Origin of the sequence: Pseudomonas sp. BCRC 81390, from assembly GCF_030341915.1 — a bacterium.
Lineage (GTDB): Bacteria > Pseudomonadota > Gammaproteobacteria > Pseudomonadales > Pseudomonadaceae > Aquipseudomonas.
The window spans coordinates 727,686-754,625 of the sequence record NZ_JATAAG010000066.1; the positions used below are offsets into that span (position 1 = coordinate 727,686).

Here is a 26,940-nt window from a genome sequence, read left to right on the forward strand (position 1 = left end):
TGCAAGGCTGTCGAACTGGCCGTTCCTGTGAATTTCACAACAATACTCCAGTACCCGACCGGGAACTGCAAAAGGAGAAGGTCATGCTCGAGCTCGCCAAGGAGCAGATAGCCATGGGCCAGAAGGCCGCCAACAAGGCCGAGGCATTATGCCTGCTGGCCGACCGGCTGGTCGCTGACGGTCTGGTCGCCGAGGGATACCTGCAAGGGCTGCAGGCCCGTGAGGCACAAGGCTCCACCTTTCTTGGCCAGGGCATTGCCATCCCGCACGGCACTCCGCAGACGCGCGACCTGGTGTACGCCACCGGCGTGCGCCTGCTGCAGTTTCCCGAAGGTGTAGACTGGGGCGATGGGCAAATGGTCTACCTGGCCATCGGCATCGCCGCCCGCTCCGACGAGCACTTGCGGCTGTTGCAACTGCTGACCCGTGCCCTGGGTGAGACCGACCTGGCCGAAGCGCTGCGCCGCGCCGGTTCTGCCGAGGCCTTGCTGAAGCTGTTGCAAGGTGCGCCGCAGGAGCTGGCGCTGGATGCGCAACTGGTCGGCCTGAACCTGCCAGCGGAGGATTTCGACGAACTGGCCTGGCGCGGCGCCCGCTTGCTGCAACGGGCCGGGTGTGTCGACAGCGGGTTTGCCGCGGTGCTGCAGCAGGCCGAAGCACTGCCGCTGGGCGAGGGCCTGTGGTGGTTGCACAGCGAGCGCCTGGTGCGCCAGCCGGGCCTGGCCTTCATCACTCCGCAACAGCCACTGCGCTACCGCGACCAGCCGCTCAACGGCCTGTTCTGCCTGGCCAGCCTCGGCGCTGCCCACCAGGCCTTGCTCGAACGCCTGTGTGAAGTGCTCATCGAAGGCCGCGGGCAGACGCTGTACCAGGCCACCAGCAGCCGTGCGGTGCTGGAAGTGCTGGGCGGTGAGGCGCCGACGGACTGGCCCAGCGCCCGTATCGTGCTGGCCAACCCGCATGGCTTGCATGCCCGCCCGGCCAAGGTGCTGGCGCAACTGGCCAAAGGCTTCGAGGGGGAGATCCGCGTGCGTCTGGCCGACAGCGCGCAGCCGGCAGTGTCGGTGAAGAGCCTTAGCAAGCTGCTCAGCCTCGGTGCCCGTCGTGGCCAGGCGCTGGAACTGCTGGCCGAGCCAGGCATCGCCGCGGATGCCTTGCCGGTGCTGGTGGCTGCCATGGAACAAGGTCTGGGCGAGGAGGTGGAGCCGCTGCCGCCGGCTGACGCGCCTGCCCCCGGTACTGTCGCCGAAGTGCTGCAGGCGCCGCCGGCTGGTAGCCGTGTCCAGGGGGTGGGTGCTGCCCCGGGTATTGCCAGTGGCCCGGCGCACCTGTGTGTCGAGCGCGAGTTCGACTACCCGCTGCGCGGCGAGTCGCTGGTCCAGGAGCGGCAGAAGCTGCGCGAAGCGCTGGCGACTGTGAATCGCGAACTGCAGGCCCTGGTTCAGCGCAGCGACAAGGCCATTGGCGAGATCTTCGTGACTCACCAGGAAATGCTCGCCGACCCGGCGCTGAGCGATGACGTCGAGCAGCGCCTGGCCCAGGGCGAAAGCGCCGCAGCGGCATGGATGGCGGTAATCGAGGCGGCGGCCCGTCAGCAGGAGTCGTTGCATGACGCCCTGCTGGCCGAACGTGCCGCCGACCTGCGCGACGTCGGCCGCCGTGTGCTGGCGCAACTGTGCGGGGTGCAGGCGCAGCCTGAACCGGAACAACCGTACGTCCTGGTGATGACCGAAGTCGGCCCGTCCGATGTCGCCCGGCTCGACCCGAGCCGCGTGGCCGGTATCGTCACTGCCCAGGGCGGCGCCACCGCCCATAGCGCCATTGTCGCGCGTGCCCTGGGCATTCCGGCAGTGGTTGGCGCCGGCGCCGCAATGTTGCTGCTGGAGGCCGGTACGCCGTTGCTGCTCGATGGCCAGCGCGGGGTGGTCAGCGTGGCGCCGCCAGCAGACGAACTGCAACGTGCCCTGGCCGAGCGTGACCTGCGCGAGCAACGCCTGCAGGCTGCCTGGGCCAACCGCTTCGAGCCGGCAGTCACCCGCGATGGTCATGCCATCGAAGTGTTCGCCAACATCGGCGAAAGCAGCGGTATCGCCAAGGTGGTAGAGCAGGGCGCCGAAGGCGTGGGCCTGCTGCGCACCGAGCTGATTTTCATGGCTCACCCGCAGGCGCCGGACGTGGCCACCCAAGAAGCGGAATACCGGCGCGTGCTCGACGGCCTCGATGGTCGCCCGCTGGTGGTGCGTACCCTCGATGTCGGCGGCGACAAGCCGCTGCCGTACTGGCCGATCGCTGCCGAGGAAAACCCGTTCCTCGGCGTGCGCGGGGTACGCCTGACCTTGCAGCGCCCGCAGGTGATGGAGGACCAGCTGCGCGCCTTGCTGCGGGCCGCCGACCAGCGCCCGCTGCGCATCATGTTCCCGATGGTGGGCCAAGTGCACGAGTGGCGCGAAGCGCGGGCCATGGTCGAGCGCCTGCGGGCGGAGATCCCGGTGGCCGACCTGCAACTGGGCATCATGGTCGAAGTGCCTTCGGCGGCCCTGCTGGCCCCGCAACTGGCGCGCGAAGTCGACTTCTTCAGCATCGGCACCAATGACCTGACCCAATACACCTTGGCTATCGACCGTGGCCACCCCAGCCTCTCGGCCCAGGCCGACGGCCTGCACCCAGCGGTGCTCAGCCTGATCGACATGACCGTGCGCGCCGCGCATGCCCATGGCAAATGGGTAGGGGTATGCGGCGAACTGGCAGCCGACCCGCAGGCGGTCGCCGTGCTGCTCGGCCTGGACGTGGACGAACTCAGCGTCGCGGCGCGCAGCATCGCCGAAGTCAAGGCCCTGGTCCGCCAGGCCGATCACCAGACGGCCCGCGCCCTGGCGCGCGAGGCCCTGCAACAGGACAGCGCCGCAGCGGTTCGCGCGCTGGTGGAGCGTTACTGAATGGCCAAGATCCTTACTCTTACCCTGAACCCGGCGCTGGATATCACCATCGGCCTGGATACCCTGCGCCCGGGGCAGGTCAACCGCAGCCAGGCGCAGCACAGCCACGCCGCGGGCAAGGGGCTGAACGTCGCCCAGGTACTGGCCGACCTGGGGCACAGCGTCACGGTAGGCGGTTTCCTCGGCAGCGATAACCTGCAGCCATTCGAAACGCTGATCCAGTGGCGTGGCTTTGCCGACTGTTTTGTCCGCGTGCCCGGCGAAACCCGCAGCAACATCAAGCTGGTCGAAGCCGATGGCCGCGTCACCGACATCAACGGCCAGGGCCCGGAGGTGGACGAAGCCGCACGCAGCGCGTTATTGCGCTTGCTGGAGCAGGTTGCTGCCGGGCATGACGCAGTAGTGGTGGCGGGCAGCCTGCCGCGCGGCATCAGTGCCGAATGGTTCCGCCTGTTGCTTGAGCGCCTGAAAGCCCAGGGGCTGAAGGTTGCGCTGGACAGCAGCGGCGAAGCCCTGCGTGCCGGCTTGCAGAGCGCTCCGTGGCTGGTCAAGCCGAATACCGAAGAGCTGGGCGAAGTGCTGGGCCTGGCGGTGGAGAATCCGCAACAGCAGCGTGCCGCTGCCGCGCGCCTGCTGGCCAGTGGCATCGAGCACGTGGTGGTGTCAGCCGGCGAACAGGGCGTCAGCTGGTTCAGCCGCGACCTCGACCTGCATGCCTGCCCGCCCAAGGTGCAGGTGGCCAGCACGGTCGGTGCAGGGGATTCGCTGGTGGCCGGCATGGTCCATGGCCTGCTGCAGGGCGAAGCGCCGGCCCAGACCTTGACCCGTGCCACCGCCATCGCTGCGCAGGCGGTGACCCAGGTGGGTTTCGGCATTCGCGACCGGGAGCAACTGGCGCGCCTGGAAGCCGCTGTGCAACTGACAGAACAACAAGAGGGTTGCCGATGAACATTGCCATTGTCACCGCCTGCCCCAACGGCCAGGTGTCGAGCGTGCTGAGCGCGCGTCTGCTATCCGCTGCGGCCCAGCGGCGTGGCTGGAGCACCAGCGTCGAGGTGCAGGACGCCGAGCACCCTGAGCGGCAACTGAGCGCCGCGCAGATCGCCGAGGCTGACTGGATACTGGTGATCAGCACCGGGCCAGTTGACCTGTCCCGTTTCGTCGGCAAGCGCGTCTACCAGAGTACGCCGTCCCAGGCCCTGACCGACCGCGAGGGCTTCCTTGATGAAGCGGCGGTCAACGCCCAGCTGCTGGCATCCGTGGCAGACAGCCCGGCCGAAGTCACCAGTACGGGTGTACGCATCGTAGCGGTCACTGCCTGCCCGACCGGCGTCGCGCACACTTTCATGGCCGCAGAGGCGCTGCAACAGGCCGCGCAGCAACTGGGCTACCAGCTCACCGTCGAGACCCAGGGCTCGGTGGGAGCGCGCAACCCTCTGTCTGCCGAAGCCATCGCCGCTGCCGATGTGGTGTTGCTGGCTGCCGACATCGAAGTGCCCACCGCGCGTTTCGCCGGCAAGCGTATCTACCGTTGTGGCACCGGCATTGCCCTCAAGCAGGCCCGTGCCATGCTGGACAAGGCCCTGGCCGAAGCCAAGGTGGAAAACAGCGCCGATGCCGCAGCCGCGGCTGGCCCGGCCAAGGGCGAGAAAACCGGGGTATACAAGCACCTGCTGACCGGTGTGTCGTTCATGCTGCCGATGGTGGTGGCGGGCGGGCTGCTGATAGCGCTGTCGTTCGTGTTCGGTATCGAAGCCTACAAACAGCCGGGTACGCTGCCGGCGGCGTTGATGCAGATCGGTGGCGAGGCTGCATTCAAGCTGATGGTGCCATTGCTGGCGGGCTACATCGCCTGGTCGATCGCCGACCGCCCGGGGCTGGCACCTGGCATGATCGGCGGGCTGCTGGCCAGCACCCTGGGTGCTGGCTTCATCGGCGGCATCGTCGCCGGCTTCCTCGCCGGTTACAGCGCCAAGGCCATTGCCCGCTGGGCACGCCTGCCCAGCAGCCTGGAGGCACTCAAGCCGATCCTGATCATCCCGTTGCTGGCCAGCCTGTTCACTGGCCTGGTGATGATCTATGTGGTTGGCCAGCCGGTGGCGGCGATGCTCGAAGGCCTGACCCACTTCCTCGACAGCATGGGGACCACCAACGCCATCCTGCTGGGCTTGTTGCTGGGCGGCATGATGTGCGTCGACCTGGGCGGGCCGATCAACAAGGCCGCCTACGCCTTTTCGGTCGGGCTGCTGGCTTCGTCGAGCTACGCGCCGATGGCGGCGACCATGGCCGCGGGCATGGTGCCGCCGATCGGCCTGGGTATTGCCACCTTGCTGGCCCGCCGCAAGTTCGCCCAGAGCGAACGCGAGGCGGGCAAGGCAGCCCTGGCGCTGGGCCTGTGCTTCATTTCCGAAGGGGCGATCCCGTTTGCCGCCAAGGACCCGCTGCGGGTCATCCCTGCCAGCATCGCCGGGGGCGCGCTGACCGGGGCCTTGTCGATGTACTTCGGCTGCAAGCTGATGGCACCCCATGGTGGCCTGTTCGTGTTGCTGATCCCGAATGCGATCAACCATGCGGCGCTGTACCTGCTGGCAATCGTGGCTGGGAGCCTGCTGACGGCAGTGGTGTATGCACTGATCAAGAAGAGCGAAGCAGTAGAGCTGGCAGTAGCCCCGGCGAAAGGCTAGGGGCTGGGTTGGTCGCACAGCCTCTTCGCGGTGTTCTCCGCGAAGAGGCCGGCGCCGGCTAGCGGCGATGCTTCTGCCGCAACGGCACCAGCAAATCGCCCAGCCCGTTATGGTCGATCTCGTGCATCAGCGCCAACAACCCGCCCAGCTCCCCCGACGGGAATCCTTTGCGCGCGAACCACGCCAGGTAGTCGCCCGGCAGGTCGGCGATGACCCGGCCCTGATACTTGCCAAACGGCATGCTGCGGGTCACCAGCAGTTCGAGGGTTTCCGGCTTCATCATCGACGCACCTGGCTGTAGGGAGCGCCGACCATACTGCAATCTGCACGAGCGCCCAAGCGGCAATCATGCAGAACGCCGCTTGCCGGCGTTAAGCTGGATCACCTAACCGTTTGATATTACTGATTTTTTATTTTTGAAACGGGTTGGCACGATCGCTGCTCCTCTCTGGTGGACTATCACCTGCCAAGGAGTTTTGCCATGAGCAACCCGAACAAAGATGTGATCGATGTATTGAACGACCTGATCGAGTACAGCAAGGACGGCGAAAAGGGTTTTCGCGAATCGGCCGATGATGTCAAGAACCCGGAACTGAAAGCCTTCTTCGTACAACGCGCTGGCGAATGCGCCAACGCTGCAGGCGAGCTGCAGAGCGAGGTGCGCCGCCTGGGCGGTGATCCGGAAACCTCGACCAGCCTGAGCGGTGACCTGCACCGGGGCTGGGTCAACTTCAAGTCCATGCTCACCGGCAAGAGCGAAGAAGCCGTGCTGAACGAGGTCGAGCGTGGCGAAGACTATGCGCTCAAGGCCTACAAGGATGCCCGCGAAAAACTGGTCAAGCTGGGCCGCACCGCCAGCGACCAGACCTATGGCCTGGTGGAGAAGCAACTGCAGGGCGTGCAGCGCAACCATGACCAGGTCAAGGCGCTGCGCGACGCCGCTCGCGCCCGGTCCTAATCGGCCGGCCCCTCTACCCGGTTACGGCCATTGGCCTTGGCCCGGTAGAGCGCCTCATCTGCAGCACCCAGCACCTCCGCCAGGTCGTGCTGGGTGCCTGACAGGCCGATGCCGATGCTCACCGTGACCGAGTGGGCGTCATCGGCAAACGGCGCCAGCGCCTCGACACTGGCGCGGATCCGCTCGGCCAGCAACTGCGCGCCGGCGAGATCGGTTTCCGGCAGCACCAACTGAAATTCCTCACCGCCATAGCGCGCCGCCAGGTCGGCGGGACGGCGGATGCATGCCTCGATGGTCTTGGCCACCTCGCGCAGGGCATGGTCACCACCCGCGTGGCCATGGCGCTGGTTGAACGCCTTGAAATGGTCCACATCCACCATCAACACTGCCAATGGTTTGCGGCTGCGTTGGGCGCGTGCCCACTCCTGGCGCAGCACCTGGTCGAGGCGGCGGCGATTGGCCAGGCCGGTCAGGCTATCGGTGGCGGCCAGGGTCTCCAGGCCTTGTTCAGCCTCTTGTCGACGGCGCAATTCGCGGCCCAGCAACAAAGTCAGCCAGAGGATGCCGACGCACAGGAGCCCGGTGGCGACGCTGACCATGATCGCGGTGCGGCGCCATGACTGGAACACTTCATCGGCCGAATGCGCCACCAGCACAATCAATGGCAATTGCGGGACGCGCGCGAAGGTATAGATGCGCAGCTTTGCGCTGCTGCCGGAGCGGGCGGTGAAGCTGCCGCTCTGCTCATTGAGGATGCGTTTGAAATTGGGGCGATCGGCGAAGTTGCTGCCGATCAGCGGATCCTGTTTGCGGGAGGGCTGGCGCGCGAGCAGTTGGCCGTCCGTGTTGAGCAGGTTGATGCTGCTGTCGTCGCCAATATCCAGGCGCCGAAACAATTCGCTGAAGTACGACAGGCGCAGCGCGCCCGCAGCCACCCCGGCGAACTCGCCATCGGGCCCGGAAATGCGCCGGCTGAAACTGATGCACCAGTCCAGGCCGCCGAGCTGGGCCTTGAACGGTGGACCCACCAGCAAGCCAAGGTGGGCATTGCGCTGGTGTGCCTGGAATACCCCGGTGTCACCGAAGTTCGCTTTGCGCGGCACGCTACTGGTGGAATCGCCCACCACGTTGCCCTGTTTGTCCAGCCACAGCACATCCCCGCGCTTACGGTCGACGAAGGCTTCATTGAACAGCAGGCGTTGGCGCAGTGGGCCGGTTATTTGTGCCAATTCCTTGCGCCCGACCGCCCAGATCAGCCCCTGCAAGGACTGGTCGTAAAGCTCGGCGTTGCGCAGGATGTCGCTTTCGATCAGCTGGACGATGTTGTTGGACGAGCGGATCGCCGACAGCTCGACGCTGTCGCGCTCACGGGCCAGCAGGTAGCTGACGATGGCTACAATGGCGAGCACGGCAAGGCAACTGCCCAGGTTGAGGAACAGCTCGGGGTGTGACCTGTAGAGTGCGAAACGCGGGGGTCGGGGGATCATGCTCGCTACTGCGTGGGCAGGGCCATTCGCGGCGGCGACATTCTAGGGAAGTGGGGATTGTCGAACAAGATTTGTCCGACGGAATTACGCAAGCGATTCAGCCCAGCCCATCGCCGGCACGCCAGCTTCCACAATTGCCGCGGCGCCTGCTTCGCGGTTAAATCCGCTCCTACAGGTGTGAATTGCGCCGGTTTCGGGTTGACGCGGTACCTGTAGGAGCGGCCTCAGCCGCGATCACCGGCAGAGCCGGTGCCATCCACCGCGTCGGTGAACCGAGGGCAAGGCCCTCGCTGGCGGTTTCGAATCAGAACACGTTCAACGGGTAATCGACGATCACCCGCAATTCATCGTTGTCGCTGTTGCTGTCGATCGAGGCATAACCTTGGCTGCCACGGTGCACGGCATAGCGCAGCAGTACCGACAAATCCTTGAGGTCACCCTCCTGGAACACGTACTTCACATCCAGGTCACGCTCCCAGTGCATCGCATTCTTGCCGTCGGCACGGTAATAGTCGTAGTGGCTGGTGTCCTGAGTGGCCTTGGTCAGGTCGGCCTCACCGCGCGAGTACGACAGCGTACTGGTCAAGCCCGGGACGCCCATGCCAGTAAAGTCATAGTTGTACTGCAGCTTCCACGAGCGCTCGTTCGGCGCGTTGAAGTCGGAGTACATGCGCGAGTTGTCCAGGTAGATGCTGTCGCCAAGGTTGATGTAGTCGAACGGCGTGTCGCCATTGACCCGCTGGTAGGCGGCGGTGACGCTGTGGTACCCGGCGTTGACGGTGAAGTGCACGCTGTAAGTATTGTTGTCGATCTTGCCCAGCAGCGCCTGGCCGGTGTCCTGGGTGTGATAGAAGTGCACGCCCGGGTTCAGGCTGACCAGGTCGTTGACCACGTAGGTGTAGTCGAAGTCAGCATAGTATTGGTTCCAGATGTCCTTCAGCTCGGCGGCATACAGGTTGGCGGTGATGTTCGGGGTACCGCTCCACGACGCGCCGGCCCAGTTCAGGTGCTTGCTCTTGTCGTGCTCGTCCAGCGCGCCGTAGTAGCTGTCGATGCGGCGGTGGCCGCTCTGGTTGTAGGGCTTGGTGAAGCTCGCCTGGCCGCCTTCGAGCAGCAACCCGTCGATGCTGGTATTGGTCAGGCTCACGCCACGGAAGGTCTGTGGCAGCATGCGGCTTTCGCCGCCGGCAATCACCGGGTTGGTCAGGAACAGGTCACCCGCCTTGAGTTCGGTGTCGAACGCCTTGAGCTTGAGCGCGGCCCCGGCAGTGGAGAACGAATGTGGCGCTGCACCCAGCTCGCCGTCGTCCTTGATGTGCTCGGGCAGGATGCTGGTGCCGGCGTGGCCGCCACCGCCATCGAGCTTCAGGCCCAGCATCGCATGGGCATCCAGACCAACGCCAAGCACACCCGGGGTGTAGCCCGACTCGAAGCGCGCCACCGCGCCCTGGCCCCACTCGCGGGTATCACGCACGCCGGTGTTGTGATTGTCGCGATTGAAATAGGCATTACGAAAATGCAAGTTGAGGGACGACCCTTCGATGAAGCCATCAGCCTTGTCTTCATCTGCCTGGGCGGCGAAAGGGATCGTTGCAGTCAACGCAATGAACAGCGGGGTAAAACGAAACGCGAAAGGCACCGGTACTAGCTCCTTGGGTCGGGCGGTGGGGCAGTTTTTATTTTCGAATGTGCGTGTTTTTATCGGTGAACGTTACAGCCGGGCTGATAGTTGAAGCACATAAAAAAAGCCGCTGATCAGCAGCGGCTTTAAAAGGCTAACATATCGGCACCGGTAGTGCCCATGGCGTAGCCAAGGGAAAACGGGAGCAGTAACAGCGCTTGCTCAGCTGTCGGCATTGGCCTCGACAGAAACTTTGGAAGCTGTCTGGTTTGCGTCTTTGGTGGCATCGGACTGCTGTGCGGCTATGGCATCGCGAGCCTCTTGATGAACGGCGGCAAACTCGGCGTTACGGGTAATGAAAGCCTGCGATTCTTCGGCCATGGCCAGCGGCGACAACAACAGGGAAGACAGGACGAAGACGCTGGCAATACCCTTACTGTTGGACATTTGAAACTACCTTCTTGCAGTGCAAGTGCTAATGAGGACGGGGCTAAAGTTAGCCCTTTCAATACACTTGAAACAGAGCGAAGTGCGATAAGCACTGTTGCGCAAAAGGTAACGATTGCACTGCAAGGCCACGGGACATTCGTCGGAAACCCCGTGCTAGACGGGACGGCTTGTTCAGAAGCCAATGAAGGCGTAGTACAGCGGGGGTTCGCGGGTTATGTGCAAGCCGTACTCCTGCAAACTCGCCCCTAGCGCTTGGTCCTCGACATGGAGGGTCCAAGCTGCCCCGCCGTCTTCCGGCAGTTGCGCCAGGGCTGCGGCAAACGCGCCCATGTCGGGCAGGTAAGCCGTAAAGCCATTGCCTTTTAGCGCACTGGTAGTCATGCCTAACGCCTGGCATATTCGCACCTTGGCCGCGATATCGTTCCTGTCGGCCTGGCGCGAGGCGTGCACCAATGCCTGCAGCCCGGTATCGAGCAGTTGCGTGCCGTGAATCAGCTCAGGCCCTTGCTGCCAGGCTTGCGGCGGGCAGTCCTTGCTTGCTGGCCGCAGCGGGATATGCGGGTTGATCTCTACCGGATAAATACGGCAGACCAACGGGCGGCGGTCATAGATGGTGCACAAGTCATTGTCGTCGAGGTTGCGGCAGCGTCCGGGGTTGAATGCGGCAAAGGTCACCGCGGCGCGTACCTCGCCAGCGCCGCAACGCACGGGATGGGAACGGCGCATTACATGCTCACGCTGCTCCAGCGGCATGCCTGGGCCATCGGTCACGAAAGCTTCGATCAGCACCACCACCTGGCCGGCATCTGCCGCCCAGTGACGGGCTTCGTCCAGGGTCAAAGGCACGTGGTGGCCGGTGCAACACTTGCCGCAGCCGGTGCAGGCGAAACGCAGGCTGTCGGTCACTTGACCTCCGGGCTCCATTCGCTGACGAAGGCCCGATGCTGCCGGCGGTCGTACAGGCACAGTTCGGTGCCGGTACGCTGCTGCATGTGCTGTTGTGGATAGACGCCCTCGATCAGCAGGGCGCTCATGCCGACCTGGTCATCGAACTCGGCAGGCTTGCTGCGAACGTGGGCGTCCTTGAACTGACTGGCCGCCAAGCAGGCCTTGAGCATCTGCTGGCGCTGCTCGTTCCAGGCCTGGCTGCTGGAGGCTTGGGCGGTAGCGCTGAACAGGGTACAGGTGATGAGGATAGCGCTGAAGAACTTCATGGACGATTCCGGCAAATGGCTTGCGAGAGGCGCGATTATGCCCGTCTCAACCCCTGTGGCAAGCCGGGGAGTTTGTCGCAGGATTTGTCAGCGCTCGGCGAACACCACGGTACGCGCTGCCACCACCAGGCAATCGGTCAGCTCCGGCGAGGAGAACTTGGTGAGAATGGCATTGGCCCCGGCCAGCCTGGCCTTCTCTGCGCTCATGGTGCTGTCGAGCGATGTGTGCAGCAGGATATAGAGGTGCTGGAAATCCGGGGTCTCGCGCAGGGTGCGGGTGAAAGCGTAGCCGTCCATCTCGGACATTTCGATGTCGGAGACGATGATGTTGATTTCCTGTGCGGTGCCCTGCAGCTCCAGCAGCACATTGATAGCGTCCTTGGCGCTGCGCGCGGTGTGGCATTCGATGTCGAGGTTGCGCAGGGTGTGCACCGACTGTTGCAGGGCCACCTGGCTGTCGTCCACCACCAGGATGTTGGCGGCGGCCAACAAGCTGACGTCCTCTTCACTCAGGGTACTGTGGGGTGGCTCGGGTGCCGGCGGAGCAATGGCATGGATGACTTTTTCGATGTCCAGGACCTGCACCAGGGTATTGTCGACCCGGGTGACGCCGGTGATGAACGAGCGGCTGCCCGAGCCGTAGGGCGGCGGTTTGATGTCGGTGCTCAGGCAATGCACGATGCGGCTGACCGCCTGCACATGCAGGCCCTGGCGCGAGCGGCTGATCTCGGTGACGATCAGGCAGCCGCCGTCCGGGTCGGCCAAGGGCCGTTCACCGATGGCGCGGGACAGGTCGATGACCGACAACGGGTTGCCGCGCAGGGTCGCCACGCCTTTTACGTGAGGGTGCGACTCGGGCAGCTTGGTCAGCGGTGGGCAGGGGATGATCTCGCTGACCTTGAGCAGGTTGATTGCCATCAACTTGCCGCTGCGCAGCGTGAACAGCAGCAGGGACAGCGAGTCCGCGCGGGCATTTTGCGTGGCCATGGTGACCTTCGTCGGGAACAGGGGTAACCGGTTATCGGCCTGATCTGTTCGGGCTTTAGCGACACCCCGTCAGCGTAACCCCAGGCGCCGGGCCAGACGGCTGAGGTTGGCCCGGTCCAGGCCCAGTTCGCGGGCCGCTGCCGCCCAGTTGTGTTGCTGCCGTTGCAGGCAGGCTTCGATCAGTTGGCGTTGGTAGAGGTCGACGGCTTCGCGCAGGCCGCCCTCGGGCAGCGCCGCTTCCTGCAGGGGCGCGGCAGGGGAGGGGGGCGTGACCGGCGCTACCGTCGTGCGCAGCTCCAGGTCGATGGCTTCAAGGGTGAGGATGCGTGGTCGGTCGGCGTGCTGGCCCAGTGCCTTGAGCGCGGAGCGACCGATCAGGTGTTCCAGTTCCCGCACGTTGCCCGGCCAGTCGTAGGCCAGCAGTGCCGCCTGGGCGCCGCTGCTCAGGCGCAGGCTGTTCAGGCCCAGGCGCGAACGGTTCTGCTCGAGGAAGTAGCCGGCCAACAGCAGCACGTCGCGGCCTCTTTCGCGCAGCGGTGGGACATGCAGCGGGTAGACACTGAGGCGGTGGTAGAAGTCGGCGCGGAAGTTGCCGCTGCGCACCTCTGCCGCCAGGTCGCGGTTGGTGGCGGCGATCAGGCGCACGTCCACCTGGTGCTCGCGGTCAGAGCCAAGGCGCTGCAACTGGCCGCTCTGCAATACTCGCAGCAGCTTGGCCTGCACAGTCAGCGGCAGTTCACCCACTTCGTCGAGGAACAGCGTGCCGCCATTGGCCAGCTCGAACTTGCCGCGGCGCTCGCCGTGGGCGCCAGTGAAGGCGCCGCGTACATGGCCGAACAGTTCGCTTTCCACCAGCGTATCGGGCAATGCGGCGCAGTTGAGGCTGATCAACGGCTTTTCGGCGCGGTTGCTGGCCCGGTGCAGGGCTCGCGCCACCAACTCCTTGCCGACACCGGTCTCCCCGGTGATCAGCACGGTCAGGTCGCTGCCCCCGACCAGGCGAATTTCCTCTACCAGGCGCTTGTGGGCCGGGCTCTGGCCTATCAGTTCCTTGTCTTGGCCGCTGGCCTGGCGGTAGATCTCGGCACGGTGGTGCTCATCTTCGGCGCGCAGGGCCAGGTGTTCGATACGCTCGGCCACGGTGACCGTGGCAGCGGCCAGGCTGGCAAAGGCCTGCAAGGCATCCAGCTCCAGGCTCTGGAATTGCCCGGGGGTGAGGGCGTCCAGCGTGACCAGGCCCCAGGGGCGCTCATCGACCATCAATGGGCAGCCCATGCAGTCATGAACTTCCAGGTTGGCATCGGCGGCGTTGACCAGTCCGTCATAAGGGTCGGGCAATTCAGAGTCACTGGCGAAGCGAGTGGGTTCCGGGCGGCTGAGCAGGACCTGGAAGCGCGGATGCTCGCTGACCCGAAACCGCCGGCCGAGGGTATCCGCGCTCAGGCCGTCCACCGCCAGCGGCACCAGCCACTCGCCATCCAGGCGCAGCAGCGCGGCGGCGTCGCACGGCAGAAGCCCACGCATGGCCTGCAACAGGCGGCGGTATCGTTCCTGGTCCGGCAGGTCGCGGGACAGGTCGCTGACCAGAGGTAGCAGGGTGGTGAGCAACGGCTTTGTAGTCATACGGACTCCTATAGGTCGATATGACTATACGCTGGGCCGGGTCGTTTTGACATGATGGCGGTCAACCCCCTGGTTTTGCTGAAGATAAAACCTGGCACGATTGCTGAAATAGCCATGGCAGTCATTCGAAGCCACAGGCTCAGGAGTTGCTGCAATGCTCAATGCCGAACAACGTGCAATCATCAAGGCCACTGTCCCTCTGCTGGAAAGCGGCGGCGAGGCGCTGACCACTCACTTCTACAAGATGATGCTCAGCGAGTATCCGCAGGTGCGCCCGCTGTTCAACCAGGCCCACCAGGCCAGCGGGGATCAGCCGCGCGCCCTGGCCAACGGCGTGCTGATGTATGCCCGCCATATCGACCAGCTGGAGCAGCTGGGCGGCCTGGTCGGTCAGATCATCAACAAGCACGTCGCCTTGCAGATTCTGCCGGAGCACTACCCGATCGTCGGCAGTTGCCTGTTGCGTGCCATCGAAGAAGTGCTGGGCAAGGACATCGCCACCCCTGCGGTCATCGAGGCCTGGGGTGCGGCCTATGGCCAGCTGGCCGACATCCTGATTGGCGCTGAAGAGAACCTCTACCAACAGAAAGAACAAGCCGAAGGTGGCTGGCGCGGTACCCGTGAGTTCCGCCTGGTACGCCGAGAGCAGGAAAGCAGCGAGATCGTCTCGTTCTACTTTGCCCCGGTGGATGGTAAACCGGTGCTCAAGGCCGAGCCTGGCCAGTACATCGGCCTGAAGCTGGACATCGACGGCGCCGAGCAGCGCCGCAACTATTCTTTGTCGGCCCTGTGCGATGGCAAGGAATATCGCATCAGCGTCAAGCGCGAGCAGGGCGGCAAGGTTTCCAACTATCTGCATGACCAGTTGGCGGTGGGCGATACCCTGCAGCTGTTCCCACCGGCAGGCGATTTTACCCTGGCTGCGGGCGACAAGCCGCTGGTACTGATCAGTGGTGGCGTGGGCATTACCCCGACCTTGGCGATGCTGCAGGCGGCCCTGCAAACCCGGCGCGAAGTGCATTTCATTCATTGTGCGCGCAACAGTGCCGTGCATGCTTTCCGTGACTGGGTCGATGCTTTGGCAGCGCGTTATCCACAGCTCAAGCGCTTCTATTGCTATGCCGAGCCGGACGCTGGTGCGGCAGCCGATGCAGTGGGCTTGCTGAGTGAAGACCTGCTGGCCGAGTGGCTGCCACAGGAGCGTGATGTGGATGCCTACTTCCTTGGGCCGAAGGGCTTCATGGCGGCGGTCAAGCGCCAGTTGAAGGGCCTGGGTGTGCCGGAGCAGCAGAGCCGTTACGAGTTCTTCGGGCCGGCGGCGGCGTTGGAATGATGTAATCCCTGCGCCCCCCTGTCCGCAGGCAAGCCCGCGAGCAGGGCGGCGCAGGAACAGGTATTCATCCCAGCCGCTGGCAAGCCAGCTCCCTTGCAGCCTTGCTCCCGCCCGTGGGTAATCGAGAACGAAACGGTCGACAGCATTCGCCGACTGGGGGCTGGCTTGCCAGCGGCTGGGCTACCCCACCTTATGCCTATATATAAGGAAGGATTAAAACCGTAGCGCAGGTTTAATCTTTAATTCTCCTTTAATCACGGTATCCTTCACTCCCGGGTGTCGAGGGGCTTGGCCCTGCGCGGCACCTGGGCAGCCGCTTTTTGCCGCCTGACGTTGAACCGACGTCGCCGCGGCCGGTCTCAGCCACACCGGATAGCCCTGCGCCGCGCTATCGCGCCGCTTCCTCGGCACGCTCACAGGCCCTGCCTAGCGTGTAGACTTGCGCCCAGGCAGGCGGACCATGCTGCCACTATCCATCGAAGGAATCGGCAATGAACGAACAAACATCGCGCCTGAATCGGGAACGGCGCTTTCTGGTGCTGTTGGGCCTGATCTGCATTTCGCTGATCGGCGGCGCCCTTTACATGCAGATCGTGCTCGGCGAGGCGCCGTGCCCTCTGTGCATCCTGCAGCGTTATGCGCTGCTGTTCATTGCCCTGTTCGCCTTCATTGCGGCGGCGATGCCCGGGCGCCGTAGCCTGACCTTCTTCGAGGCACTGGTGGTGCTCAGCGCCATTGGCGGAATCGTTGCGGCCGGCAACCATGTGTATATACTCGCCAACCCCATGGTCAGTTGTGGCATCGATACCCTGCAGCCGATCGTCGACGAGTTGCCCTTGGCCAAGCTGTGGCCGCTGGTGTTCCAGGTCGATGGTTTCTGCAGCACGCCGTATCCGCCGATCCTCGGCCTGTCCCTGGCGCAGTGGGCGTTGCTGGCGTTTGTCCTGACGGCTGTGCTGGTTCCGCTCGGGATCTACCGCAACCGACGCCAGGCTTAGACAAAAGTACCGAATTGCATGGGGTCTTTTGCGCCCCATGAGAAGAGTGAAAAGTTGCTCCCCGCTTGATCCAGATCAACCCGCAGGCCTTGCAGAATGCGGCTTTGAGGGCTAGCAAGCGGGGTGCGACAAACTGTCGCGAAGTTGAATTTTTGAGCAGCATTGTTGCGGAATCTGTAAAAGACTGTTGCTCAATAAGTCATAGTCAAGGGTTGGCGACCTATCTACAATCGCCCCCAATTTCCGTTCGGCACTGCTTGCGAGTCGCAGGATTGAAGGAAGCCCCAGCGCTCCTTTTTGCTGACTTCGTCAAGTTTCGCCCAACGGCGATACCGGGCGGACCCCCCTCCGCGTTTTCCCGCACCAAATGGACTTGGTCTGAAGTACAGGCCTGTTGCCTACGAAACCATAAGCACCGCTAACCCGCTTGACGCCAAGGCCCTGCAGTCGGACCCGGGCAGGAGCGAGTACGGGCGCGAAATGCCGCACTTGGCAGGACGAAGTGTTGGCTACCAAAACACAAATTGCATTGAAGCAAGCTGATCTAGAGGTCGTGAGATGAGTAAAAAGCGTTACCCCAGACTGTTTGGCATATTGCCCTTTTTAGGCATGCTTTTACTCAGTGGGTGCAACTGGACCCTGCTCGACCCGAAGGGCCAGGTCGGCATTGAGCAAAAGAACCTGATCCTCATCGCGACCGGCCTGATGCTGCTGGTGGTGATTCCGGTCATCATCATGACCGTGGTTTTCGCCTGGAAGTACCGTGCTTCCAACAAGGCCGCCACCTACACCCCTGACTGGTCGCACTCGACCAAGATCGAAGCCGCGGTGTGGATCATCCCGATCCTGATCATCATCGCCCTGGGTTACGTCACCTACCACTCTACCCACAAGCTGGACCCATACCGTCCTCTGGATTCCGACGTCAAGCCGATCCAGATCGACGTGGTCGCGCTGGACTGGAAGTGGCTGTTCATCTACCCGGAGCAGGGTATCGCCACGGTCAACAAGATCGTCTTCCCGGCTAACGTCCCGGTCAACTTCCGCGTCACTTCCGACGCCGTGATGAACTCCTTCTTCATCCCGGGCCTGGGCGGCCAGATCTACGCCATGGCCGGCATGACCACCAAGCTGCACCTGATCGCCAACGAAAACGGCGAGTTCGACGGTATCAGCGCCAACTATAGCGGTGCTGGCTTCACCGGCATGAAATTCAAGGCTACTGCCACCTCCCAGGAAGACTTCGACAAGTGGGTCGCCGAGGTCAAGCAGTCGCCGAAGAAGCTGGACAAGGCCGAATACGACGCCTTGGCCAAACCAAGCGAAAACAACCCGGTCGCGCTGTACAGCGAGGCTTCGCCTGACCAGTTCCAGCTGATCGTCGACAAGTACGAAGGCATGAACCGCGGTCGTCCGAGCCACGAAGAAGCAGGCAGCAAAGATCTGGCCACTACCAAGGGTGTGGAATCGAGTATGCAACCAGCTGCCGGTGCAGAGGAGTAAGAGATGTTCGGTAAACTAAGCCTGGAGGCGATACCCTATCACGAGCCGATAGTCATGGTGACACTTGCCATGATTGCGCTCGGTGGTATCGCTGTCGTCGGTGCTATCACCTACTTCCGCAAGTGGACCTACTTGTGGACCGAGTGGTTGACGACTGTCGACCACAAGAAGATCGGGGTGATGTACATCATCGTCGCGATGGTCATGCTGCTGCGTGGCTTTGCCGACGCCATCATGATGCGTACCCAGCTGGCTGCCGCTACCGGTGGCTCCGAAGGCTACCTGCCGCCTGAACACTATGACCAGATCTTCACCGCTCACGGTGTGATCATGATCATCTTCATGGCGATGCCGTTCTTCACCGGCCTGATGAACCTGGCGGTTCCGCTGCAGATCGGTGCACGTGACGTTGCCTTCCCGTTCCTGAACTCGCTGAGCTTCTACCTGCTGCTGGCAGGCGTGCTGCTGGTCAACATCTCGCTGGGCGTTGGTGAATTCGCCAAGACCGGCTGGGTTGCCTATCCGCCGCTCGCGGGCATTCAGTACAGCCCTGGGGTGGGTGTCGACTACTACATCTGGGCGCTACAGCTATCAGGCCTGGGTACGACGCTGACCGGTGTGAACTTCCTCGTCACCGTGATGAAGATGCGCGCACCTGGCATGAAGCTGATGGACATGCCGATCTTCACCTGGACCTGCACCTGGGCCAACGTGCTGATCGTGGCTTCCTTCCCGATCCTGACCGCTGCACTCGCGCTGCTGACTGTTGACCGTTATCTGGACTTCCACATCTTCACCAACGAGCTTGGTGGGAACCCGATGATGTACGTCAACCTGTTCTGGGCGTGGGGTCACCCTGAGGTTTACATCCTGATCCTGCCGGCCTTCGGTGTGTTCTCGGAAGTTACCTCGACCTTCTCCGGCAAGCGTCTGTTCGGCCACCACTCGATGATCTATGCATCGGGCGCGATCGCCGTGCTGGGCTTCGCGGTATGGCTGCACCACTTCTTCACCATGGGTGCCGGCGCCAGCGTCAACACCTTCTTCGGCCTGGCGACGATGCTGATCTCCATTCCGACCGGTGTGAAGCTGTTCAACTGGCTGTTCACCATCTACCAGGGCCGTCTGCGCTTCACCGCGCCGATCATGTGGACCCTGGGCTTCATGATCACCTTCTCCATCGGTGGCATGACTGGCGTTCTGCTGGCTGTTCCGGGTGCTGACTTCGTCCTGCACAACAGCCTGTTCGTAATTGCTCACTTCCACAACGTGATCATCGGTGGTGCGGTATTCGGCTACATCGCCGGCTTCGCCTACTGGTTCCCGAAAGCCTTCGGTTTCACCCTGAACGAGAAGTGGGGCAAAGCTGCCTTCTGGTTCTGGATCTCGGGCTTCTACGTAGCGTTCATGCCGCTGTACGCCCTGGGCTTCATGGGCATGACCCGTCGTCTGAACCACTCCGACAACCCGCTGTGGGAACCCTACCTGTACGTAGCCGTTGTCGGCGCCGTGCTGATCCTGTTCGGTATCGCCTGCCAGCTGATCCAGCTGTACGTATCGGTTCGCGACCGCAACCAGAACCTGGACGTGACCGGCGACCCATGGGGCGGCCGTACCCTGGAATGGTCGACTTCGTCGCCACCTCCGTTCTACAACTTCGCCCACATGCCTGAGAAGGTTGGCCTGGACGCCTGGCACGAAGCCAAGGAAGCCGGTGTTGCCTACAAGCCAGCGGCCAAGTACGAAGCGATCCACATGCCGAGCAACACCTCCACCGGTTTGTTCATGGGCCTGTTCCTGACCGTCTTCGGCTTCGCCTTCATCTGGCACATCTGGTGGCTGGTTGGCGCGAGCCTGGTTGCAACCATCGCTGTCTTCGTTCGCCACGCCGCGCGTGACGACCAGGGCTACATGGTTCCGGCCGAAGAAGTGGCGCGCATCGAAGGCGAGCGCATGAAAGCGCTGGCCAAAGCAGGTGCTCTGCCTGCCGGCGCACGTGTCGAATCGTTTGAGCGGGTGTAATCAATGTCCAGTCAAGTAATGCACGGTGCTGCTCATGGTCACGACCATGGGCATGACGACCACCACCACGACTCGGGCCAGATGACCGTACTGGGTTTCTGGCTGTACCTGATGACCGACTGCATCCTGTTTGCGTCGCTCTTCGCCACCTACGCGGTGCTGTCCGGCAGTTTTGCCGGCGGCCCGTCGGGTCATGACATCTTCCAGCTCGATTTCGTAGCGGTTGAAACGCTGTTCCTGCTGCTGTCCTCGATCACCTTCGGCTTCGCCATGCTGAAGATGTTCGATGGCAAGAAAGCTGGCGTACTGGGCTGGTTGGCTGTGACCTTCCTGTTCGGTGCAGGCTTCATCGCGATGGAAATCTATGAATTCCATCACCTGATCGGCGAAGGCTTCGGCCCGAACCGCAGTGGCTTCCTGTCGGGCTTCTTCGCCCTGGTAGGCACCCACGGCCTGCACGTGACCGCCGGTCTGATCTGGATGGCAGTCATGATGTACCAGATCAACAAGCACGGCATCACGCCGACCGCCAAGACCCGCATGAGCTGCCTGAGCCTGTTCTGGCACTTCCTCGACGTGGTCTGGATCTGCGTATTCACCGTCGTCTACCTGCTGGGAGTTCTGTAATGGCTAACGCACACGACACTCATCACGAAGGTAACCACGGCAGCGTCAAGTCGTACATGATCGGCTTCATCCTGTCGATCATCCTGACTGCGATCCCGTTCGGCCTGGCCATGTCGCCAAGCCTGCCGAAGAACCTGACCGTTCTGATCATTGTTGCCATGGCCGTGATCCAGGTAGTCGTACACCTCGTGTACTTCCTGCACATGGACCGCTCGAAAGAGCAACGCAACAACGTATCGACGTTCCTGTTCACCACTTTGGTGATCGCGCTGCTGGTCGGCCTGTCGCTGTGGATCATGTTCAGCATCCACTTCGAAATGTTGGCCAAGTGAGGTAAGACTGCATGTCCGTTAAGCACTTTATCCAAATCACCAAACCGGGGATCATTTTCGGTAACGTGCTTTCCGTGGCAGGCGGTTTCTTCCTTGCCGCGAAGGGCCATGTGGATTTCGCCCTGTTCCTGGCGGTGGTAGTGGGTACTTCGCTGGTAGTCGCGTCCGGTTGCGTGTTCAACAACTGCATCGACCGCGACATCGACCAGAAGATGGAACGCACCAAGAACCGCGTCATGGTCCAGGGCGGCATGCCGCTGCCCCTCGCGCTGATCTACGCCACTCTGCTCGGGGTGGCGGGTTTCAGCCTGCTGTATGTCCAGGCCAACCCGCTGTCGGCGTTCTGTGCGCTGATCGGCTTCATCGTCTACGTCGGTTTCTACAGCCTTTGGCTGAAGCGTAAATCGGTGCACGGCACCCTGGTCGGCAGCCTGTCCGGTGCCATGCCTCCGGTGATCGGCTACTGCGCCGTGAGCAACAGCTTCGACCTGGCTGCGGTCACCCTGCTGGTGATGTTCAGCCTGTGGCAGATGCCGCACAGCTTTGCCATCGCGATCTTCCGCTTCAAGGATTACAGCGCTGCCAACATCCCGGTCCTGCCGGTGGCGCGCGGTGTTTTGGCGGCGAAGAAGCAGATCGTGCTGTACGTGCTGGCCTTCGTCCTCGCCACCCTGATGCTGACCCTCGGCGGTTACGCCGGCCTCGGCTACCTGGCCGTGGCCGCTGCCATGGGCCTGTACTGGCTGTACATGGCCTGGGGTGGCTACAAGGCCGAGGACGACAGCAAGTGGGCGCGCAAGGTGTTCGGCTTCTCCATCCTCACCGTCACTGCGCTCAGCGTGATGATGGGCGTGGACAGCCAGACCGCTGCGGACGTGCTGATGACCTACGCACGCTGAGACTGCTGCCTGTTTCACGAAAACCCCGGCCATGTGCCGGGGTTTTTTATGGGCGTTTTCCTGTGCCGGCCTCTTCGCGCGCATGCCCGCTCCCACAGGTAAAGCGCTGTCCCCTGTGGGAGCGGGCGAGCCCGCGAAGAAGCCAAGCCTGGAAACATAGATCTTTGATTTTCAAAAAATACATCTAAAAAATTCTAACAAAACAGGAAATTGTCCTTTACAGGCATCCTGTTTCGGCACTATCTTCTGAATCAGGCCGCCACATCGGCCAACGTCGCTCGGACGGTTCCGGGCGCTTACGTACTTAGAGGAAGCCATGGCCAACCCAGGTTCGCCGCGCCGCTTTGCGCGCATCGATCGTCTCCCCCCTTACGTCTTCAACATCACCGCCGAGCTCAAGATGGCTGCCCGCCGCCGTGGCGAGGACATCATCGACCTGAGCATGGGCAACCCCGATGGCGCCACGCCACCGCACATTGTCGAGAAGCTGGTGCAGGTCGCCCAGCGCGAAGACACCCACGGCTATTCCACCTCTCGCGGTATCCCGCGCCTGCGCCGGGCCATTTCCAACTGGTACAAGGAACGCTACGAGGTCGACATCGATCCGGAAAGCGAAGCCATCGTCACCATCGGCTCGAAGGAAGGCCTGGCGCACCTGATGCTGGCCACGCTCGACCAGGGCGATACGGTGCTGGTACCCAACCCCAGCTACCCGATCCACATCTACGGTGCGGTGATCGCCGGGGCCCAGGTGCGTTCGGTGCCGCTGGTGCCGGGCGTGGATTTCTTCAACGAGCTGGAGCGGGCCATTCGCGAGTCGATCCCCAAGCCGAAGATGATGATCCTTGGCTTCCCGTCCAACCCTACCGCGCAGTGCGTCGAGCTGGATTTCTTCGAGCGTGTGGTGGCCCTGGCCAAGCAGTATGGGGTTCTGGTGGTGCATGACCTGGCCTATGCCGACATCGTCTACGACGGCTGGAAAGCACCGTCGATCATGCAGGTGCCGGGGGCCAAGGATATCGCCGTGGAATTCTTTACCCTGTCCAAGAGCTACAACATGGCCGGCTGGCGGATCGGCTTCATGGTCGGCAACCCGGAGCTGGTCAGTGCCCTGGCGCGGATCAAGAGCTACCACGACTACGGCACCTTCACCCCGCTGCAGGTAGCCGCCATCGCTGCGCTGGAAGGTGACCAGCAATGTGTTCGCGACATTGCCGAACAGTACCGCCAGCGCCGCAACTTGCTGGTGAAAGGGCTGCACGAGCTGGGCTGGATGGTCGAGAACCCCAAGGCCTCGATGTACGTGTGGGCGAAGATCCCGCCGGAGTACGCGCACCTGGGTTCGCTGGAGTTTGCCAAGAAGCTGCTGGCCGAGGCCAAGGTGTGCGTATCGCCGGGGATCGGCTTCGGTGACTACGGTGATGACCACGTGCGCTTCGCCCTGATCGAGAACCAGGACCGCATTCGCCAGGCGATCCGCGGGATACGGCAGATGTTCCGGGCCGATGGCCTGGCCCGCAGGTAATCATTGTCGGGGCTGCAAAGCAGCCCCGATTGCGCAGCAGGGGTGAGCTTTCCGCCTGCGTTCCCTCCGTAGGCAAACCTATCTTCAGCACTCATTTCTCACTACAGAGACTGCCCATGAGTGTTTTCACCGCTTATTTCTGCGGTACCGGCTCCCACCGCTTCGACCACGCCAACCCCAACTTCTGGAACGGCGAGCTGGTATCTACCCTGGCCAGCAACGATCAGGGCCGCGAGTTCGCCCACTGGATTGCCGTGGATGGCCCCGGCAGCGGCAACCTGCAGGATGACAGCCTGTTCGTCGAGCCCGGCGGCTATTTCAACTGGACCGGCCAGCTGTTTGGGCGTGGCTGGGAAGAGAACGTCAACCATGTGCTGCAGGTGATCAAAGGCGAAAGCAACTGGCAGCGTACCAAGCTGAGCGAGCAAGAGTACCAGCGCCTGAAAGATGCCGGAGTTCCTGTTCCGGACCCTTCTTCCACCGCGTCCTGGTTCTGGCGCACCTATGACTATGGTGACCGCCACCCGACGCCCCAGGAACTGCAGGAACGGATCATCAGCATGTTCCGCAAGCCGCGCATTCCGACTCAAGTCAATCTGGTTGGCTGGAGCAGGGGAGGCATAAGCTGCCACATGCTGGCCAATGCCATGGCTCAGGACCCGGTGTTGCGTGGCGTGCCCGTGAACATCTTCGCCATCGATCCGGTGCCCGGGGTCGGCAATGTCCAGGCCGAGCGCGTGACCTTGGCGGATAACGTCAAGGAGTACGTAGGTTTCTATTCGCGCGATGAGCGCTCCAAAGGCTTTGCCTGTGTGATCCCAGCGGTCGCAAGCGGGACGCAGATATGCATCTATCCCATGCCAGGCCGCCATGCCACGCTCGTCGGTAACGCTTCGGCGGATGGCGCCGGTGCCGGCAAGGTGCTGGCGGAGCCGGGGCTGATCGTTCGTCATTTCGCCGAGGTCTGCCTGACCCGCTGGGGTGTGCAGCTCGACAAGCGCCTGGCGCTGGACGACAGCCAGCTGATGAAGCATCACCAGGCCATGGCGACAGCAGACAGCCAATATCAGGCCATGCGCAGCGCGTCCTACACCGTACTCACCGAGGGTGAAAAGGACGACCGCCTGGTGCACTGTGGTGAAGCGCGTACCTACTTCAGCAAGGTGCAAGGCAGCCATTATGAGCCAAGCGCCGGGCTTGCCCTGCAGCGCGCGGATGCCTCGACTTACAAGGCTATCTGCTAACGGAAACGGGCGGTCGGCGCAGGTGCTGGCCGCCCTCGGCCGGCCTCCGGATCAGCGGCAAATATTTTTGCATTGCCCCCCTATCCAGCAGCCCCGGCTTGGATTGAAAATGGCGCCGCGGGCCTGCCCGATAACAACAACCTTCCCTCCGTGCCATCATGTCCGAATATAACCCTTGCCTTGACTGCGGCGCCTGCTGCGGGTACTTCCGTGTGTCCTTCTTCTGGGGCGAATGCCAGTCTTCCGGCGGCCTGGTGCCGGACGACCTGGTGGTACAGATCAACCCCACCCGTGTCGCCATGATCGGCACCGACGCCAAGCCATGCCGCTGCATCAGCCTGCAGGGCGAGATTGGCCAGCAGGTGGCGTGCACCATCTACGCCAACCGCTCCAGCCCCTGCCGCGAGTTCGAGGCGTCGTGGGCGGGTGGGGTACACAACCCCAGCTGTGACGATGCGCGGGCGGCATATGGGCTGCCACCGCTGACACCGCCAGGGGCCAATGAGCCGCATTGGCCGGATGACGGCGCCGAGGTGGCCTGAGCGCCAGCCTGCGCGGGCTACCCGGATGCCTGAACCGTGCGCTTGACGTTAAACTGTCATTTCCCCAGCCATGGACAGGAGATCCGGCGTGACCCCAACCCGCAGTTTCCCCAGTGACCTCTGCCTAGACAGCCCGCGTCTGCAATTGCGCCCCATGCGCCATGCCGATGCAGCGCAATGGCTGGCGATCATGGCCGACCCCGAGGTCATGCGCTATTGGCACCATGCTCCCTGGCAAGGCCTGGCCGAAGCCGAAAGCGCCCTGGCCGCCGATCGTGAAGCCTATGCCAACGGTGACCAGCTCAAGCTGGGCATGTACCGGCGCGACAACGGTGAACTGATCGGCATGGTCCAACTGTTCAACATCGACGATGTCTCGCGTCGTGGCGAGATCGGTTATTGCCTGGCCAGCGCAATGCAGGGTCGAGGCTACATGGACGAGGCACTGACCTGCTTCATCGACTACCTCGCCCACACCCTGCACATGCGCCGCCTGGAAGGCGAAATCGACCCACGAAACCAAGGCTCGGCGCGTACCCTCGAACGCCAGGGCTTCGTGCTCGAAGGTACCCTGCGCGCGCGCTGGTGCGTGGCTGGCGAGCTGTCCGATTCTGGTATCTATGGCCTGCTGCTGGAGCCGCCGGTTGCCTGACCGCATGACATCCCATCGAAGGTTTGGAAGCGGGGCAGGGGCTGGGTTATGGTCACAGCCTGTTCCTTTCCCCAGGTATGCCCCTTGCCCGTTTTCTACCTGAGCGCCAGCTTGCTGCTGTACCTGCTCGCACTGTTCTTCGATGGCGCGCTGATGAGTGGCGACCGTCACATGCCCGCCTTGCAGATGCTGTTGTATGGGCCATGGGGCCTGCCTTTCGGCATGTATCAGTGGTTCGCCAACCCATTGCTGGCGCTGGCGATCCTGGCCCATCGGCGGTTCCGCCGGCTGGCGCTCCTGGCCGGCCTGGTTGCGCTATACCTGGCTGCCAGCCGTTTCGCAATTGACCGCTTGCCGGACAACCAGAGCTACGCCTTTCATGAGCGTACCGGCTTTGCTGCCGGGTTCTACCTGTGGCTGGCGGCGATGATGGTGTTCTGCCTGGGGCAGGCCTGGTATTGCTGGAAGGCGCGCAGTGCCGCCGATATGCCGGGTTGGAGCTGGCTGGACGTGGTGCTGGTTGCGGCGTTGGGCGTGGCGTTCTATGCCGCGACGCAGATGCCAACGTTGCGCTTTGAGCCGGGCAGGGTGCTGATGCCGCAAGAGCAGCCGCAGACGCTTTGAAATCCACAAGGAGAGTTTGCATGATCAAGCATTACCTGGCCGGCCTGGCATTGGCCTGCTCGCTGCCATCGGCCATGGCCGATGACTACACGGCGGCCTATGGGCAGTGCATGGACAAGGCGTCCAGCACCGTGGCCATGAGTGAATGCATCAAGGCTGAAACGCAGGTGCAGGACCAGCGTCTGAACCGGGTGTACAAGCAACTGATGGGCAAGCTCGATGCCGGGCAGCAGAAGCGCCTGCGGGATGTGCAGCGCACGTGGCTGGCATACCGCGATGGCAATTGCCAGTTCCATGTGCAGGCCAGTGGCGGAAGCATGGCGGCACTGGAAGGTGGTACATGCCTGATGGACATGACCCGTGACCGCGCCGCGGAGCTGGAGCGGGTGCTCAGCCCCGGACAGTGAGTCGCCGACCAAGGCCTCTTCGCGGGTGAGCGTTATTCCTGTGGGAGCGGGCTTGCCCCGCGAACACCGGCACAGCCGGTGCCATCCTCCGCGTCGCCTGCTTCGCGGGGTAAACCCGCTCCCACAGGTACTGCGCTGGCTTGGAGTTGCACTACACCTGGACTGCCCCCAAGAAGTTGGACACCAATCCAACCCTTGGGGGGATCTATGAGTAAGTACACCGAGCAATTCAAGCTCACAGCGATCACAGCCTACCTGGATGGCAGCAACGG

25 protein-coding genes are annotated in these 26,940 nt (G+C 62.9%); 17 read left to right on the plus strand and 8 right to left on the minus strand.

What is annotated here, in order from left to right:
• The first annotated feature begins 83 nt into the window (after positions 1–83).
• Genes ptsP through QSV36_RS20010 form a run of 3 tightly spaced genes read left to right on the plus strand, consistent with a single transcriptional unit; the run spans position 84 to position 5,620 of the window.
• Positions 84–2,936 carry a phosphoenolpyruvate--protein phosphotransferase gene (ptsP, locus tag QSV36_RS20000; RefSeq protein ID WP_289133866.1) on the plus strand — a complete coding sequence of 951 codons (2,853 nt, stop codon included), beginning with the start codon at positions 84–86 and terminating at the stop codon, positions 2,934–2,936.
• Positions 2,937–3,884, plus strand: coding sequence for a 1-phosphofructokinase (gene pfkB, locus QSV36_RS20005; RefSeq protein ID WP_289133867.1), 948 nt, complete (start codon positions 2,937–2,939; stop codon positions 3,882–3,884).
• The gene (locus QSV36_RS20010; protein ID WP_289133868.1) at positions 3,881–5,620 is read left to right on the plus strand and encodes a PTS fructose-like transporter subunit IIB; all 1,740 of its coding nucleotides are present in this window, start codon (positions 3,881–3,883) and stop codon (positions 5,618–5,620) included. The genes pfkB and QSV36_RS20010 overlap by 4 nt, the downstream gene beginning before the upstream one ends.
• A gap of 58 nt (positions 5,621–5,678) precedes the next feature.
• Here QSV36_RS20010 and QSV36_RS20015 read toward each other — a convergent pair whose 3' ends face one another.
• The gene (locus QSV36_RS20015) at positions 5,679–5,900 is read right to left on the minus strand and encodes a DUF3820 family protein (RefSeq protein WP_289134240.1); all 222 of its coding nucleotides are present in this window, start codon (positions 5,898–5,900) and stop codon (positions 5,679–5,681) included.
• Between the two features lie 201 nt (positions 5,901–6,101).
• Here QSV36_RS20015 and QSV36_RS20020 point away from each other — a divergent pair, with 201 nt between their 5' ends.
• Positions 6,102–6,578 carry a ferritin-like domain-containing protein gene (locus tag QSV36_RS20020; RefSeq protein ID WP_225780450.1) on the plus strand — a complete coding sequence of 159 codons (477 nt, stop codon included), beginning with the start codon at positions 6,102–6,104 and terminating at the stop codon, positions 6,576–6,578.
• On the opposite strand, the gene QSV36_RS20025 is transcribed toward QSV36_RS20020, so the two are convergent.
• The 7 genes from QSV36_RS20025 to norR all read right to left on the minus strand — a co-directional run bounded on the left by QSV36_RS20025 (position 6,575) and on the right by norR (position 13,960).
• Positions 6,575–8,065, minus strand: coding sequence for a sensor domain-containing diguanylate cyclase (locus QSV36_RS20025; protein ID WP_289133869.1), 1,491 nt, complete (start codon positions 8,063–8,065; stop codon positions 6,575–6,577). The genes QSV36_RS20020 and QSV36_RS20025 overlap by 4 nt on opposite strands.
• Positions 8,066–8,369: 304 nt before the next feature.
• Positions 8,370–9,704, minus strand: a complete 1,335-nt coding sequence (locus tag QSV36_RS20030; RefSeq protein ID WP_289133870.1) for an OprD family porin — start codon at positions 9,702–9,704, stop codon at positions 8,370–8,372.
• A 204-nt stretch (positions 9,705–9,908) separates the two neighbouring features.
• A complete protein-coding gene (locus tag QSV36_RS20035) occupies positions 9,909–10,133 on the minus strand; it encodes a hypothetical protein (RefSeq protein ID WP_289133871.1) in 225 nt (74 codons plus the stop codon).
• Between the two features lie 174 nt (positions 10,134–10,307).
• Positions 10,308–11,042: a YkgJ family cysteine cluster protein gene (locus tag QSV36_RS20040; protein WP_289133872.1), complete on the minus strand. Its 735-nt coding sequence runs from the start codon at positions 11,040–11,042 to the stop codon at positions 10,308–10,310.
• Positions 11,039–11,350: a hypothetical protein gene (locus tag QSV36_RS20045; RefSeq protein WP_289133873.1), complete on the minus strand. Its 312-nt coding sequence runs from the start codon at positions 11,348–11,350 to the stop codon at positions 11,039–11,041. The genes QSV36_RS20040 and QSV36_RS20045 overlap by 4 nt, the downstream gene beginning before the upstream one ends.
• Before the next feature lie 87 nt (positions 11,351–11,437).
• On the minus strand, positions 11,438–12,337 hold the full coding sequence (locus QSV36_RS20050; RefSeq protein ID WP_289133874.1) for a chemotaxis protein: 900 nt from the start codon (positions 12,335–12,337) through the stop codon (positions 11,438–11,440).
• Between the two features lie 69 nt (positions 12,338–12,406).
• The gene (norR, locus tag QSV36_RS20055) at positions 12,407–13,960 is read right to left on the minus strand and encodes a nitric oxide reductase transcriptional regulator NorR (protein ID WP_289133875.1); all 1,554 of its coding nucleotides are present in this window, start codon (positions 13,958–13,960) and stop codon (positions 12,407–12,409) included.
• Positions 13,961–14,114: 154 nt separating this feature from the next.
• Between norR and hmpA the strand changes: the two genes are divergently transcribed.
• The 13 genes from hmpA to QSV36_RS20120 all read left to right on the plus strand — a co-directional run bounded on the left by hmpA (position 14,115) and on the right by QSV36_RS20120 (position 26,668).
• The gene (hmpA, locus tag QSV36_RS20060) at positions 14,115–15,293 is read left to right on the plus strand and encodes an NO-inducible flavohemoprotein (protein WP_289133876.1); all 1,179 of its coding nucleotides are present in this window, start codon (positions 14,115–14,117) and stop codon (positions 15,291–15,293) included.
• A 491-nt stretch (positions 15,294–15,784) separates the two neighbouring features.
• Positions 15,785–16,291: a disulfide bond formation protein B gene (locus QSV36_RS20065; protein ID WP_289133877.1), complete on the plus strand. Its 507-nt coding sequence runs from the start codon at positions 15,785–15,787 to the stop codon at positions 16,289–16,291.
• Positions 16,292–16,849: 558 nt separating this feature from the next.
• Complete coding sequence (gene cyoA, locus QSV36_RS20070) at positions 16,850–17,794, plus strand: ubiquinol oxidase subunit II (protein WP_289133878.1); 945 nt, start codon at positions 16,850–16,852, stop codon at positions 17,792–17,794.
• A gap of 3 nt (positions 17,795–17,797) precedes the next feature.
• Positions 17,798–19,816, plus strand: coding sequence for a cytochrome o ubiquinol oxidase subunit I (gene cyoB, locus QSV36_RS20075; RefSeq protein WP_063911280.1), 2,019 nt, complete (start codon positions 17,798–17,800; stop codon positions 19,814–19,816).
• 3 nt (positions 19,817–19,819) lie between these two features.
• Positions 19,820–20,443, plus strand: coding sequence for a cytochrome o ubiquinol oxidase subunit III (gene cyoC / locus QSV36_RS20080; RefSeq protein ID WP_063911281.1), 624 nt, complete (start codon positions 19,820–19,822; stop codon positions 20,441–20,443).
• Entirely contained in the window at positions 20,443–20,775 is a 333-nt protein-coding gene (cyoD, locus tag QSV36_RS20085; RefSeq protein ID WP_003259128.1) for a cytochrome o ubiquinol oxidase subunit IV, read from the plus strand. The genes cyoC and cyoD overlap by 1 nt, the downstream gene beginning before the upstream one ends.
• Before the next feature lie 11 nt (positions 20,776–20,786).
• Positions 20,787–21,674 carry a heme o synthase gene (gene cyoE / locus QSV36_RS20090; RefSeq protein ID WP_170028315.1) on the plus strand — a complete coding sequence of 296 codons (888 nt, stop codon included), beginning with the start codon at positions 20,787–20,789 and terminating at the stop codon, positions 21,672–21,674.
• A 316-nt stretch (positions 21,675–21,990) separates the two neighbouring features.
• Positions 21,991–23,199, plus strand: coding sequence for an alanine transaminase (gene alaC, locus QSV36_RS20095; protein ID WP_225780460.1), 1,209 nt, complete (start codon positions 21,991–21,993; stop codon positions 23,197–23,199).
• A gap of 116 nt (positions 23,200–23,315) precedes the next feature.
• Entirely contained in the window at positions 23,316–24,443 is a 1,128-nt protein-coding gene (locus tag QSV36_RS20100) for a hypothetical protein (protein WP_289133879.1), read from the plus strand.
• 158 nt (positions 24,444–24,601) lie between these two features.
• Positions 24,602–24,985, plus strand: coding sequence for a YkgJ family cysteine cluster protein (locus QSV36_RS20105; RefSeq protein ID WP_289133880.1), 384 nt, complete (start codon positions 24,602–24,604; stop codon positions 24,983–24,985).
• A gap of 88 nt (positions 24,986–25,073) precedes the next feature.
• Complete coding sequence (locus QSV36_RS20110; protein ID WP_289133881.1) at positions 25,074–25,637, plus strand: GNAT family N-acetyltransferase; 564 nt, start codon at positions 25,074–25,076, stop codon at positions 25,635–25,637.
• 84 nt (positions 25,638–25,721) lie between these two features.
• Positions 25,722–26,261, plus strand: coding sequence for a hypothetical protein (locus QSV36_RS20115; RefSeq protein WP_289133882.1), 540 nt, complete (start codon positions 25,722–25,724; stop codon positions 26,259–26,261).
• A gap of 20 nt (positions 26,262–26,281) precedes the next feature.
• Positions 26,282–26,668 (plus strand): lysozyme inhibitor LprI family protein, encoded by a 387-nt coding sequence (locus QSV36_RS20120; RefSeq protein WP_289133883.1) that lies wholly within the window; start codon positions 26,282–26,284, stop codon positions 26,666–26,668.
• Positions 26,669–26,940 lie beyond the last annotated feature (272 nt).